Annotated in this window: 11 protein-coding genes and 2 pseudogenes; 3 read left to right on the top strand and 10 right to left on the bottom strand. The window is 69.1% G+C overall.

Annotated features, from left to right (window positions below; translation table 11 throughout):
- Window positions 1-105: 105 nt before the first annotated feature.
- The 4 genes from GA0070620_RS00945 to GA0070620_RS00965 all read right to left on the bottom strand — a co-directional run bounded on the left by GA0070620_RS00945 (window position 106) and on the right by GA0070620_RS00965 (window position 3,573).
- Window positions 106-1,425 carry a hypothetical protein gene (locus GA0070620_RS00945; protein WP_091587586.1) on the bottom strand — a complete coding sequence of 440 codons (1,320 nt, stop codon included), beginning with the start codon at window positions 1,423-1,425 and terminating at the stop codon, window positions 106-108.
- Complete coding sequence (locus GA0070620_RS00950) at window positions 1,422-1,727, bottom strand: hypothetical protein (RefSeq protein ID WP_091587588.1); 306 nt, start codon at window positions 1,725-1,727, stop codon at window positions 1,422-1,424. The genes GA0070620_RS00945 and GA0070620_RS00950 overlap by 4 nt, the downstream gene beginning before the upstream one ends.
- A 9-nt stretch (window positions 1,728-1,736) precedes the next feature.
- Entirely contained in the window at window positions 1,737-2,291 is a 555-nt protein-coding gene (locus tag GA0070620_RS00955; RefSeq protein ID WP_157741490.1) for a hypothetical protein, read from the bottom strand.
- A gap of 868 nt (window positions 2,292-3,159) precedes the next feature.
- Complete coding sequence (locus GA0070620_RS00965; RefSeq protein ID WP_377519690.1) at window positions 3,160-3,573, bottom strand: MerR family transcriptional regulator; 414 nt, start codon at window positions 3,571-3,573, stop codon at window positions 3,160-3,162.
- Here GA0070620_RS00965 and GA0070620_RS00970 point away from each other — a divergent pair.
- Window positions 3,499-3,927 (top strand): annotated as a pseudogene (locus GA0070620_RS00970) (transposase family protein); the annotation flags it as partial. The gene GA0070620_RS00965 and the pseudogene GA0070620_RS00970 sit on opposite strands and share 75 nt — an antisense overlap.
- Window positions 3,928-3,932: 5 nt before the next feature.
- Window positions 3,933-6,488, top strand: coding sequence for an ATP-binding protein (locus tag GA0070620_RS00975; protein WP_231922103.1), 2,556 nt, complete (start codon window positions 3,933-3,935; stop codon window positions 6,486-6,488).
- Between the two features lie 311 nt (window positions 6,489-6,799).
- Here the strand turns inward: GA0070620_RS00975 and GA0070620_RS00980 are convergent, their stop codons facing one another.
- On the bottom strand, window positions 6,800-7,156 hold the full coding sequence (locus GA0070620_RS00980; RefSeq protein ID WP_091587601.1) for a hypothetical protein: 357 nt from the start codon (window positions 7,154-7,156) through the stop codon (window positions 6,800-6,802).
- A gap of 956 nt (window positions 7,157-8,112) precedes the next feature.
- On the bottom strand, window positions 8,113-9,084 hold the full coding sequence (locus tag GA0070620_RS00985; protein ID WP_091587604.1) for an ArsR/SmtB family transcription factor: 972 nt from the start codon (window positions 9,082-9,084) through the stop codon (window positions 8,113-8,115).
- Window positions 9,085-9,202: 118 nt separating this feature from the next.
- On the opposite strand from GA0070620_RS00985, the gene GA0070620_RS00990 reads away from it, so the two are divergent.
- Window positions 9,203-9,724, top strand: coding sequence for a tetratricopeptide repeat protein (locus GA0070620_RS00990; RefSeq protein WP_091587606.1), 522 nt, complete (start codon window positions 9,203-9,205; stop codon window positions 9,722-9,724).
- 147 nt (window positions 9,725-9,871) lie between these two features.
- Here GA0070620_RS00990 and GA0070620_RS34360 read toward each other — a convergent pair.
- The 4 genes and pseudogenes from GA0070620_RS34360 to GA0070620_RS01010 all read right to left on the bottom strand — a co-directional run.
- Window positions 9,872-9,979 (bottom strand): annotated as a pseudogene (locus GA0070620_RS34360) (integrase); the annotation flags it as partial.
- Between the two features lie 460 nt (window positions 9,980-10,439).
- Window positions 10,440-10,838 carry a cupin domain-containing protein gene (locus GA0070620_RS01000; protein WP_091597746.1) on the bottom strand — a complete coding sequence of 133 codons (399 nt, stop codon included), beginning with the start codon at window positions 10,836-10,838 and terminating at the stop codon, window positions 10,440-10,442.
- A gap of 19 nt (window positions 10,839-10,857) precedes the next feature.
- Window positions 10,858-11,721: an NmrA family NAD(P)-binding protein gene (locus tag GA0070620_RS01005; protein WP_091587609.1), complete on the bottom strand. Its 864-nt coding sequence runs from the start codon at window positions 11,719-11,721 to the stop codon at window positions 10,858-10,860.
- Between the two features lie 577 nt (window positions 11,722-12,298).
- On the bottom strand, window positions 12,299-13,342 hold the full coding sequence (locus GA0070620_RS01010; protein WP_091587612.1) for a fatty acid desaturase family protein: 1,044 nt from the start codon (window positions 13,340-13,342) through the stop codon (window positions 12,299-12,301).
- Window positions 13,343-13,531 lie beyond the last annotated feature (189 nt).

Here is a 13,531-nt window from a genome sequence, read left to right on the forward strand (position 1 = left end):
CATGCCGCCCCCGGGTTAGACGAGTTAGGCACGGAGCTCGGTGTTTCCAACTCAGGGACCGGGAGGCCAGGCGCCTCATGCCCTGCGACGGACGCGGCTGCCTTTCTACGCCCGCGGTTTGTCCGGTCGCGGCGCCCAGGAGCTGCGGTCGGACCAGGCGTCGGCCCCCACCTCGGGTTGGGGGAAGGGGGTGGTGTCGTGGCTTCGGGTGCCGAGGTCAGGGCGCTCCTTGCGCTCCTGCTCATCGATCTTAATGAGTTCGGACATGGCTTCGACGCTGCGTCGCTCCGCATCCAGCAGGTAGCCAACGAAGGTCTGCACCACCGTGAGCAGAGCCTTCTCCGGCTCGCTGCAGGACGAGAACAGGCCGTTGACGGACTCGAGGTAGCCCTTGAGAGCGTCGATGAGTGTGCCGATGTGCTGGTAGCCGAGGCTGGCGTAGGCGTTGCGGAGTCCCTCCAGCATGGTGGCGGCCTTCTTGCCCTCATCGGCGAGCCAGCGTGTCTGCGTGACGAGTTGGTCGAGGTAGAGGCCGGCGCGGTCGGCGTAGTGTCCGAACGCCTGAAACGCGCTGCCCTCCCAGTAGAGCTTCAGGTTCTTCAGTTCGCCGCCCATCTCCGCGCGAAGTTCGGCGTAGGTGTTGGCGGCCGAGTGGACCAGGTCGGCGCGGTTGCGGATGATCCTGGGTGAGGAGCGCCAGGCGTGGACCATGAGGTCGGTCAGGGGTAGCCGTTCTCCGGTGCCCAGCTCGATCAGGATTGCCTCGAGCTGGAGCAGCGTGTCGCGGTGCTCATGGATGAAGGTGTCGAGTTGGTCGCCTTCGCCGTTCTCGTAATAGGTGGTGCGCCCCCCGCTGATGGTGAGGTCGTTGCCGTCGGTGCTGCCGATCCTGATCGGCTCCTCGACGACGCGGGTGCGAGGCAGAGTCTCGTTGCGGGTTGCGCCCAGACGCTCGTTGTCGTCGGGGATCATCAGGACGGGCTCGTCACCGGGGATCGCCTTGCGGGGCGCCGGCTGGGCGAGGATCCCGGCGCCTCCGGGGCGGACCCGCACGCTGCCGGCATGGCCGTCACCGAGGGGCAGATAGGGCAGCAGGTCGCGGTTCTGCAGGTCGAAGGTGGTCGCGATGTCCAGGTCGGTGCCCTCGTAGTCGGCGGCGATCTGCATGAGGCCGTCGGCCATGCGTTCCATCTCGTTGCGGGCGGTGTTCGCCTCGGACAGCCGGCTGCTCAGCGCGGTCGCCCAGTCTCGGTGGAGTTTCTCCGAGATGCCCTCGAGGGTGCCCCATGCGCCCGAGGGGATGGATCCGACATCGCTGAGATAGCGGCGGACGGCACTGTAGGCGACGGCGTCCTCGTAGCGTTCCCGGCCGAACGCGACCAGGGCTTGAGACTCCACCCGTAAGGCGGACGTGTCTGTCGTCATGGCTCCTGCATCCCCCCGTGCTCTAGCTCGAACGGCGTGAACGGCTCGACTCCGAGCGGCGAGCCGAAGTAGTCGATGCGCAGTTGCCGGTACTGCCGACGGTGATCAGCAACGGCGGCGAAGAGCGCTGTCCGGATCTCGGTAGCCACCTGGTCCGGGTCACACCGCCGCAGCATGCCGGGACGAATGTCGACCTCGATGTCTCCGTCGTGCTCCCGCGCGACGGTCACCCAGCCGTTGGTCGATACGCCCTCTGCCCTGATTCGGGCGACGTCCTCGAAGTAGCGGTCAAGCTTTCCCACGAGGGCTCCCTACTCGCCGGCCTCAAGACTCATCGCCAGATCGGTGAGGTGTTGTGCGCTGGTGCGGGCGTACGCGGCGACCTGCTCCAGGGACTGGCTGGAACTGCTGAACTCGACGCGCGAGTGTCCGTAGCGCCGGTCGGAGGCCACAAAGACGCTGGCGAAAATCTTGTCGTTGATCTGCTCAGAACAGGAGCGGGCCACGGAGTACTTGGCGGCGCTGGGGTTGGGAACAGCCTCGCCGTAACAGGGGCCATCGGTAGCCCTCTTTCGCAGGGAGGCTTCGTCATCGTCGGCGCTGAGACTCACCATCACCGTGCCCCAGTACGCCTGATCTGCGGACCGGAAAGCAAACTCGCACCGCACCAGGTAGTCGCTCACCTCACGGTTCGGTTCGGTACGCGTCAGGGTCCATGAACCCTGCACTGCGGACGGCAACGCACCAGCCAGGTCACTGCAGGAGGGAACAACGTCGTCGTCGGCCCGAAGACCCCACCGCCAGGCCCCCAACAAGCCCAGAACCACCACCGTGGCGCCGGCCAGCATCGCCAGTTTCCTGTCCATGCGGACACTCATCAGCCACGCTGCCCCTGGTCGGAGGAGGGTGGCACGTCCGGTGTCGACGGCTGCAGAGACGCCAACGCGAGCCTGACCGCTGCCCGAACCTGACGGGCCAAGGAATCCTCACTGTGACGGTGCAAGCCCTGCACCTCCACCGCTACCTCACCGTTGGGCGAGGCAGCGATGCGAACCGATCGGTCGGGCGAGTAGACATCAGCGCCTGAGGTGTCACCAGGTGAATCGGCCTCCGATGGCCTCCACGGACTTGGGCTCATCAATCGACGACCTCCTGTGCGCCTACCAGTTGTGAGCAGGTGCAATCCCGCCCGATAGGCGGGCACGTCAGCCGCACCACCCTAACAATCGACACCGGCGACGCGCTGTCCCCGAATGACCAGAGGACTGAGGTCAGGGTGCAGATCTCCACAGCAGCGACTGACAACGTGCGCGACGCCCGCGTCAGCACGACGTTGGCGGAAAGGCCCGTGTGGAGACGTCTCCGGTGCCCGGCCGCTTGACACAAGCGGTGCCGTTGGTTGCATCGCGCCGAGTAGTGGAGACACTGGCTCGCTGCGGCGCCCGCGACGAATGGCAAACCGGGGACCGTCGCTACCTCCCCGATGGCACCATGCCAATGATCACCACACCCGTCGCTCCCGTGGACCCAATCCAAGCTTCCGGCCGGAAGAGGTATCGGGCCGACGGGACGCGTCAGGCTCAGCAGCTTGTCGTGCCCACCCTGATCGCCACTGCGACCGGCCTGCGTTCATCGGCCCCGCCAGAGCGGTTCACCCGCCTCGCCCGGAGGTACGGCGGTGTCGGTGCTTCCGGCGTCTGGGCGTTCGTCCGCGGCAAACGGCCACGGCTGTGGTCAGGCGGCTGGACCGCCGTGATGGTCGAGTTTGGCGCGGGGGGTGTCCGCGACGCCTTCTGCCACGGCTAATTGGTCGCGTAGGGCGGCGACGCGGGTAGCGGCGGCGGTATGGAACATACCGAGCCGGTCGAGCAACATGTCCCGATCGGGGCCGGTGGCCGTGCCCAGGGCGTCAAGGACGGCGAGCAGGTCGCGCATCTCGTCGAGGGTGAAGCCGAGGGGCTTCATCCGCTTGACCACGGCGAGGCGGTCGAGGTCGGGCTCGGTGTAGAGGCGGAAGCCGCCCTCGCTGCGCGCGGAGGGCACGATCAGGCCGGCCTCCTCATAGTGGCGGATGTGAACGTGCAGGTCATCGCCGACGCGGCCGGGCGTCTCGTCTGGGCCTCGGCCGCGCTGCCCGGCTCGACGCACGACCTGACCGCCGCCCGCACCCACGGCATCATCGACGCCCTGACCAGCGCCGACGTGATGACCTTCGCGGACAAGGGCTACCAAGGCGCCCACGGCAGCATGCGCACCCCGTTCAAGCGGCGCCGCTTCCGGCCGAAGCTGTCACGCCGGCAGAAGACGGTCAACCGGGCCCACGCGAAGATCCGCGCCCGCGGCGAACGCGCGATCGCCACACTCAAGACCTGGAAAATCCTGGTCAAACTGCACTGCTGCTGTGGGGCGACGACCAACCGGCATCGGCTGCGGCGAACCTGCGCACCTACGTGCGGGGGTTGCGTGTGTCGTTGGGTGGCGGGACGCCCTGGGACGGGATAGTTGCTGTGGCTGGCGGCTACCTGCTGCGGGTGGGGCCGGGCGAGCGTGACCTGGACCTGTTCGAGGCCGCGGCGGCGCGCGGCCGTGACGCTCTCGCCGCGTCGGAGGTGGACCGCGCCGAGGCAGAACTGTGCGCTGCGGTGGGCCTGTGGCGTGGGGCCCCGTTGTCCGACCTGCCGCTGCGTTCGGCGCTGGCACGGCGCGTGGCGCAGGTGGAGGAGCGCCGGCTGCTCGCCGAGGAGGACTACGCCGAGGCGGTGCTGGCCCTGGGCGCGCCGGCTGAGGTGGTGCACCGGCTGCGTGACCTTCTCGAGCGACATCCGCTGCGGCAGCGGGCATGGGGCCAGCTGATGGTGGGCCTGTACCGCCTCGGAGACGTCGCCGGCGCCCTGGAGGCATTCCGGCAGGCTCGGCAGGTGCTCGCGGAGGAGACCGGGCTTGATCCCGCGCCGGAGCTCGCCACGTTGTACGGCGACATCCTGCATCACCGCCCGGGACTGGCAGCGAATTCGGACGCGGACGGGCCAGCGCCGAAGATGGAACCAGCGCCGCTGATCCAGCACCCCGAGCAGTTGCCACGCGCGGTGCCGGGATTCGTCGGTCGCAGCAACGAGCTGGCCGTCCTCGATGCCCTGCTGGACGGCGGCGCGCAGGAGCCGACGACGGTGGTCATCTCCGCGGTGTCCGGCATGGCCGGAGTCGGCAAGACCGCCCTGGCGTTGCACTGGGCGCACCGGGTGGCCGACCGCTTCCCCGACGGCCAGCTCTATGTGAACCTGCGTGGGTATGACGAGGCCGGCGTGGCAGCCCCATCCGACGCCCTGTCCGGCTTCCTCGAAGCACTCGGCGTGCCCCCCGCCCGGATACCTGCCGGCATGGAGGCCCGCACCGGGCTCTACCGCAGCCTGCTGGCCTCACGCCGGATGCTCGTGGTGCTGGACAACGCGCGTGACTCCACTCAGGTTCGACCTCTGCTTCCCGGCGTCGGCGGCTGCATGGTCGTGGTCACCAGCCGCGACCGGCTCAGCGGCCTCATTGCTGCCGAGTGCGCCAGACCCTTGACCCTCGGCGTGCTCACGGCCGAGGAGTCGATGAGTCTTCTCGCCGGTCGGCTCGGCGCCGGCCGCATCGCGACCGAGCTGACCGCGGTGGCCGACCTCGTCGACGCGGCCGGCCGGCTTCCCCTGGCGCTGTCGATAGTGGCGGCGCGCGCCGCCACCCACCCCACGTTCCCGCTCGGTGCCATCGCCGCGGAACTGCACTCCTCCGAGGCGAGGCTGGACGCGCTGGCCGACGGCGATGTCCGGCGCGTCTTCTCCTGGTCGTACCTGGCCCTGGGGCCGGACGCGGCTCGGCTGTTCACCCTGCTGGGGCTACACCCGGGGCCGGATCTGACCGCGGAGGCGGCTGCGGCGCTGGCGGGCGTGTCGACTGCCGCCGTCACGCCGCGCCTGCGGGAGCTGACCCGGTTGCACCTGCTGACCGAGCACGCACCCGGCCGGTACGCCTTCCATGACCTTCTGCGTGCCTATGCGTCCGAGCTCGCAGAGTCGTCGGAACACGCCGACGACCGCGCGGCCGCCCGGCAGCGCCTCTACGACCACTATCTGCACGCCGCCTATCCGGCCGCGCTCTTGCTTCAACCGCAGTGGCCCCCGATCGAGCCGCTGCCGCCGCTGTCCGCTACCGCCAGACGGCGGGTGACCGACCATGACAACGCGCTGGCATGGTTCACCGCCGAGCACCAGGTCCTGGTTCGGGTAGTTCAGCAGGCCGCCGAGAACGGCTTCGAAGCCTATGCCTGGCAGATCGCCTGGACGTTGAACACCTTCGTGGCACCACGAGGCCTCTGGCAGGATCAACTCGCCACCCAACGAGTCGCGCTGGCCGCCGCGGAGAAGATCAACGACCTCGCCGGCCAGGCCGCCGCCAACCGGCTGCTGTCGCGCGCACTGACCCGACTCGGCGACCACGGCAACGCCGAGCACCTGCTGAAGCGGGCACTGGAGCTACACGAGCGCCTCGGCGATCCGACCGGTCAGGCCCAGACCCTGCACAACTACTGCGAACTGTGCTACCTGGACGGCCGCGTCGACGAGGCGCTCGCTCACGGCCGTGAGGCGTTGCGGCTCTACCGGCTGGTCGGTAACAGTTCGGGGGAGGCCCGCACGCTCAACGCCATCGGTTGGCTGTTGGCCACGACCGGCGACTACGCCCAGGCCATCGAGAGCTGCACGGAGGCGCTCGCCCAGCAACAGCGCAGCGGTGACCGCAACGGCCAGGCCGCGACGCTGGACAGCCTTGGCTTCGCCTACGACCGCCTCGGCGACCGCGACCGGGCGGCCGAGTGCTACGAGCAGGCGATCCAACTCTTCCGCGACTCCGCTGACCGGTTCCACGAGGCCGAGACCCTCGTCCGGCTCGGAGACACCCGGGAAGCGATGGGTGACCAGAAGGCTGCCGCAGTCGCCTGGCGTCAAGCGGCACGGATCTTCGAGGATGTGGGAGACCCCGCAGCCGAGGAGGCCCGCCGCCGTCTTGAGCGTCTGCTTCCGCGGTGATTGGTCACTCTGAGCCCGCAGGTCAGTGTTGCGCCCCAGCAATCGCCGGGGCCGGTGTGGCCGCGACGCTCGGCCACACCGGCCGCATCGACGCTGTCGGCCATGCAGGCGCGCCGATGACAAGCTGGGGATTGCTCAGACGCACTCTAAGTCCGCGTTGACGAATGCGGCCGGTAGGGGCAAGGCGGACTTGCCCCTACCGGGCCGTGCTCGTGTGACGGCTGCGGAGAGCACCGAAACAGTCAATGAACGATCAGCGCCAGCGGCACTGAAAGGCCAACCCACTTATCCCGCTGCAGGAGTCCGTGCCGTTAGCTGCACTGCTCGTACGGCTCCGGCCCGGGCTTCATCCAGATGCCCGTGACTCTCTGGCCGTTGAGGGGCAGGGTTTCTCCGTCGCAGAAGAAGGTGATTGGCCCTGAGGTCCCATAGATGATGCCAGACCAGCCACCTGCGCGGAGGTCGTAGCCGCGCGAGTTCAGGGACTTGTCTCCACTGCAGTCGTAGGTGCGCGAGCCGATGGATCCGTCTGACTGGTAGAAGCGGTAACGAAGGGCTGCGCTGGCCGCCTGGCAATCCGCCATTACCGCAGATGCGGACGCGGAGGCAACCGATGGGGTGAGCGCGATCCCAAGAGCGACGAAACCAATCGTCGCGCCGGCGGCCACCCTTTTTGCTCGTTTCATTCGTCCCCCGTTGGTTTGGCGCGATTCCTGACCTTCCATCGCTGCGATGACGGTTCCAGAACTTCTGCGGATCGACGCTCAACCCGATCCGTCGCCCCCGATGGATGGGACCGCGCGGTCGGCGATCAAAACATAGAGGAAAGACTATTCGATGCATTGGCGACCCGCTACACCGGCGAACAACTTGCAAAGCGGCGGGAGTCGGACTTTCCGTTCTTTCCCGCCATAGTGCAGTAGGGGTCATCTAGGGCACTGCTTGTCGGATGGGGCGCACAGCTAGGCGCACCGGTGGATAGCGCGTCACCAGGTGCAATGCCTTCTGTGCGGTCCGTCCGTTCGGGGAAAAGCCAGGTTGTTGGCAGTCTGCCGCAGGTGGGTGTTGGGCGAATCGGCGGCGCTAGCCGGGCCTGACGTGCCGGTCTCCACGCCGTAACCGAGAAACGGGATTACGTCGACTCGGGGCGTTGTCCCGTAGGCGGATCGCCGCCGAATACCCGCCACGTTCACCCCACTCTGTCCACAGGCGAAACTCGGCATGAAATAAGGGTGTAGTTTTAGCGAACAGGGGAGGCGTGATTATTGCGGATGGTGTTTTTACTGTCCCCTTCGTCGCATGCCGGCCGCTTCACCCAGTAGCCGTCCGTCTCCCTCGTGGGGTTCGTGCGAACAGCTCACATCGACGGCAACCGTGCGGCAGCGCCGGCCTGCCGGGTCATTCCCTGGGAGCAGCCGGCGGCCCGATGCCTTGTCCAGCCAGGCGTGGAAACCATCGAGCGTCCACTATCGCCGCCGCGATCGGTCAGCCACACTCCAGCAGCCCGCCCGCCGGCGTGGTTGCTCGCGCCCACGCCACCCTCACTGAGGCCAACGAGCGTGAGGTTGCGGCGATCGGCCTCTCGCGCGGCCGTCTCGCTGGTCGTCCCATCGACGCCGGACACCTACTGACGGAGCACGGCGTCGCCGAGGGGCGTACGCCCATACCGGATCTCGTGCCGGTGTCGTTCACCGGCGACGAACCCGGCGTCGCGCAGCACCGACAGATGCTCGGAGACCGTCCCGGCTGCCAGCGCGTGGCGGTGGGCCAGCGTCGTCGTGCTGGCCGGGTCGTCGAGGCTGAGCAGCAGCGCCGCCCGGGTCGCGCCGATCAACCGGCCCAAAGCCGCATGCCGATCGGTGGAGAGGGGCTGCCAGAGCGTGCCGAGCCCACGCGCCGGGTAGATCACTGTGGGCTGCCACGGCGGGTCCACGATGACGACGACCTGATCCCACTTGAAGGCGCTGGGCACCAGGGCAAGCCCCTCGCCTCGCAGATCGCGATGCTCGTCGTCGCCGTACTCGCGGGTCAGCACGCCATTGTTCCAGCGCAGTCGTGGATGCAACTCGGCGAACAACCGGTCCAGTCCGCCGTCGGCGAGACGTCGGGTCTGGAAGCCCACGTCGGCGTCAAGCAGCCCGCGTACGTGCGGCCAGAACGGTTCTACCAAGACCTCCCATGCCTGCTTCACGAGTGAGACCAGCGTCTGGAGAACAATGGTCGGGTCGCCCAGGAGGAGCTGCCCGGTCGGCGACTCGGCCGCCCCCGGCGTGTCCGCCAGTGACCGTCGCACCTCCGCGCCTACCCGATCATGGTCGGTGGCCGCCACGGCCGCGAGTTCGTCCTCGAACCGGGCGTGTGGGCTGACCGGAGGCGGCGAGAGAAAGTCGGGGGTGTAGCCGCGACGCGGCTGGAGCAGGGCGATCGGCCGCAGGTCGAGTTCCCGCGTGTCGACGGTGTCGAGCCAGCGGCGGTGGGGGCCGATACGTTCGCGCGGTGAGAGTAGGCGCACCGCCGACAGCGTCTCGAGCATCGGTGAGATAGCGAAGCGGCAGCGCAGCAGGTCGGCGGGACTCAACCGCAGCGTGACCGCCATCCGCACACACCTTCCGTAGGGGAAGAGATTCGGCCTTCGCCGAATCACTGGCGGTCACGGTAGCCGCTCTCGCACAGTGGCTGCCGTCTGTACCGACGATCACGAGGAGAGAACGACGATGAACCCGAGCGCCGACTGGGAGCAGCGCAGCGCGGACCTGTGGGCAGCCTTCAACGCGGCACCCGACGACTGGGACGCGGGGGAGTTCCGCGATCGGATCGACGCCCTCGCCGACGAGTTGGGGCCGGATCATCCGGTGGCAGCGTTCGAGCGGGCCTGCGCCTGGGACTCGACCGGCCACTCGGACAAGGCGGTGCCGCTCTACCGCAGGGCGCTGGAGCTGGGCATCGACGGTATCCGCCGGCGGCGCTCGGTCATCCAAATGTGCAGCTCGCTGCGGAACATCGGGCAGGCCGAGGAGAGCGTCCGGCTGCTGACCGAGGAGCGTGAGCGCGGCTGCGACGAGCTCGACGACGCGCTCAGCGCGACGCTCGCGCTGGCGCTGACCAGCGTCGGCCGGGAGCGGGAGGCAGTGTCGATCGCCGTCGGGACGCTCGCCAAGCACCTGCCGCGCTACCAGCGGTCGATGGCGAACTACGCCCGGCTCCTGGTCGAGCCGAAGCCGGTGCGGAACCCGTGATCACGAACGCAGCAACGCGGCCGGAACGGGCAAGCGTTGATCACGGTGCTCGCGGTCGCCCCTATCATCGCGGCGCCCAGGGTTGCACCTTGGCTGCATCGGCCGGGACGTCTCGGGCCGCTGCCGTAGCCGACCGACGTTGACGGATCAGGCTGCGTGGGCGGCAGGTTTGCCCCACCGTCGTTGTCGTTCGCCGCGGATGCGGGCGCGTTGTCGGCGTTGGGCGGCCAGAACGTGGGGGTGGCGGGCGTCGGCGACGAAGGGCGACAGGCACGCCTGGTTCACACAGTTCTACCAGGACTTCTACAGCCTGGACTTGAACCTCGGCACTCGCATCGGCCAGGAGGCGGTCACCGGCAGCGGGAACGCCGCGATCGGCAGCGCGCCGGCTGCCGCGTACGCGGTGGTCCCCGCGTGGATCGAGGACTTCCGCGGTGACGTCGAGGCGGTTCGCGCAGCCGGCAAGCCGACCCTCATCCTGCACGGCACGAAGGACAACATCCTCCGATCGACGCCGCCGGCCCCCGATTCCGCAACGCGCTCCCCGAGGCCGACTACGTCGAGCTCGACGGCGCGCCCCACGGCTGCTCTGGATCCACGCCGACGAGGTCAACGCCGCGCTGAGGGGCTTCCTGCCTCCGTAGCGCACCGGTCGGCGGGGGCAGTCAGCGCTGACTGCCCCCGCCGACCAGCACCGACGAGGCGGTGCTGCTGCTCACGGCATGTGGAAGTCGGCGAAGTCGAAGCCCGGACTCACCACGCAGCTGACGAGAACGTGCTCGTCGCCCGCCGGTCTCGCGGACTGCCACTCGCCCGCCGGCACCAGGATCTGCGGGCACTCGGCGCTCAGGATCGTCGGCCCACTGTCCCTGCCGACGGTCAGCGCCAACGGGCCACCCGAGTGCCAGAACCAGATTTCGTCCGACCGCACGGTGTGCCAGGCCGACGAGTCACCCGGTTCGAGGAGGAAGAGGATCGCCGTCGCGGCGGCACGGCTGCCCGGGTAGCCGTCCGGCTCGAACGCGACAGCGGACCGATAGGTTTCCCGGAACCAGCCACCTTCGGGATGCGGCTGCAGATCGAACTGCTCGGCAAGAGGGGGACGTGCGGTCATGGAGGCCACTGTAGTGACGTCACCGCGATGCGGTCAGTGATCCGGTGTCGGCGAGGAAGGCCCGCAGCGTCCGCGCCGGCCGTCCGGTGACCCGCTCGACCGTCTCGGTCACCTCCGCGAAGCGGCCCGCCCGGACGCGTTCGAACGTCAATACGGAGAGATCTCGTTCGAAGCCGCTCATGCCGGCGACCGTCTCGGCGATGGTCACCTGCCGGTGGGCCACGGGCCGTCCGGCGGCTGCGGAAAGCAGCTCCGCGGTGCGCGGCAGCGACAGTGTCTGCGGGCCGGAGAGTTCGTACACCTGACCGGCGTGCCCCCCGTCGAGCAGTGCCCGCTCGGCTACGGCCGCGATGTCCCGCGCGTCGATCCAGGCCACCGTCGCGTCCTCGGCGGGGAAGGGAAGCTCCCCGGCGTCGACGATCAGGTCGCGGTAGAAGCGCGGATCGGTGAACACCTGCATGAACCAGCTCGGGCGCAGGATCGTCCAGGTCCGGCCGCTGTCCCGTACCGCGCGCTCCGCGCGCGGCGCCCACCCGTCCGGCCCGGTGTGGTCCGGATCCCGCTCGGACAGCAGCACGACCCGGGCCTGGGCGGGGACCTCGGCCAGCAGCGCGCCGACCAGCTCCGGCGCGTCCGCCCGGTCCGGCCGGACGACGTACACCGCGTCGATGTCCTTGGCCGCCGCCGCCCACCCGGACGGATCGTCCCAGGAGAACGCGGTCGGACGGACGCCGTCGAGGTGGACCGTGGACGGATCGCTGCTTCCGCCGCGCACCTCGACGCCAGGCCGCGCCCCGAGCAGCTCCGCCAGCGGCACCCCCGTCTTGCCGCGGACCCCGGTCACCAGCACGGGCGTCGTGCTCGCCGAGTTCGTACCCCGCATGGGAACTACTCCTCACCCTCGAGTCGCTGACGTTCCTGGTTCCACGAGCCGGCGCAGCCGTCTCGGCGTCGACTCGGTGAGGCGCGGCGCCGGCGCGGTCACCATCCCAGTATCCGGCGGCTCGCCGTCCCGACCAGTGATAAGGCGTCACATCCGGTCGTGACGCCATGACACTGGCGCACCGGCGGCCTCCACGCTGTCCCGAACGTCGGGAACCCGCCGATGACCCACTTCGACCGAAGCTGGTACGCGGACCAGAGGCCGTGGACGGCGCTACCCGAGTAGATCGCGGCCGGCCCACCCCGGCGTGCCGGGCGGGTCCTGTTCCGCGTGGGCTACGCCACGTCACCCAGGCGGGACTCATGACTCCGCCCCGAAAAAGCGCCCGGGTGACCACCCGACGGTCGGATCGAGCATGTCGGCCCGCCGCGGCGCGGACTGCCCGTCGAGCGTTCGCGCGATCCCGGAACTCCTACGCGGCCAGATCGTCCGAACGTGCGCCTTCGACGCTTGCTGGTGGGACGCCGAGGGACCTGACTGAAGGCGGCCCGGTCTCGCATCCGGGGGACGAGGAGCGTCAGCGCGCCGCGACATCCGGTCGTGTCTCGGGGGACCCGACCTTGTGCAGGTGGTGGAGCGCCTCCGCCCAGGATCGACCCAGGCCGGTTTCGTGGTAGTCGATGTCGTGCTCGGCGCAGAATCGCCGGATGAGTGGACGCGCGCGTCGCAGGTTGGGGCACGGCATGCTCGGGAAGAGGTGATGTTCGATCTGGTAGTTCAGACCGCCGAGCGCCACATCGACGAACCGCCCGCCACGGACGTTACGGGACGTGAGGACCTGCCGCCGGAGGTAATCGAGGCTGTCGTCAGCGCCGAGGACCGGCATGCCCTTGTGGTTCGGGGCGAAGGAGCAGCCGAGGTACAGGCCGAGCACGCCCTGGTTGACGAGGAGGAAGGCGATCGCCTGCGCGGGGGTGAGGACCAGGAACACGGCGGTGAGGTACCCGCCGACGTGCAGGGCCAGCAGTGCGGCTTCGGCGGGCCTGTGCGCGACCCGGCGCGGGCCGAGGAGTGCCTTCACGCTGGCGGCGTGCAGGTGCAGGGCCTCCAACAGGAGCAGCGGAAAGAACAGATACGCCTGGTACCGCGCCACACGTGCGCCGAAGCCGGGCCGGTCGCGCGCCTGGGCGGTGGTGAAGGACAGGAGCGCCAGGCTGATGTCAGGGTCCTTGCCCTCGGTGTTCGGGTGAGCGTGGTGCCGGTTGTGCTTGTCCACCCACCAGCCGTAGCTGATCCCGGTCATGAGGTTGCCGTGGACGAGGCCGATCAGATCGTTCGCCCGGCGGGAAGTGGCGATCTGCCGGTGCCCTGCGTCGTGGCCGACGAACCCGGCCTGCGCGAAGACCACCGCCAGCCCCACCGCGACACCGAGCTGCCACCACGACTCACCCAATCGGGCGAACAGGATCCACAACCCGCCGAAGGTGCCGGTGACGAGCCCGATCCGTACCGCGTAGTGGCCACGCCGCCGCCCGAGAAGACCCGCAGCGCGGACCTGCCGGGACAGATCGGCGTAGTCACTTCCCCGCCGACGGTCAACGTCCGGACTGATGCCGCTCATCCATGGCTCCCGCTGGTCCTCGCCCGCCGGCTGACTCAGCGCCGTCGGCCGGATCAACCGGTCACGGGCTTCCGCGCAGGTTCCTGCTGCGTGCCAGATGTGGCCGCTTGCCGGCGGCCGCGCCGTATCAGGTCGCGTGCCGGGGGCTGTTGAGTAGGCCTTTGATCCTTCGCCGAACCGGCGTCAGGG

Origin of the sequence: Micromonospora krabiensis (assembly GCF_900091425.1) — a bacterium.
GTDB classification, from domain to species: Bacteria; Actinomycetota; Actinomycetes; order Mycobacteriales; family Micromonosporaceae; genus Micromonospora; species Micromonospora krabiensis.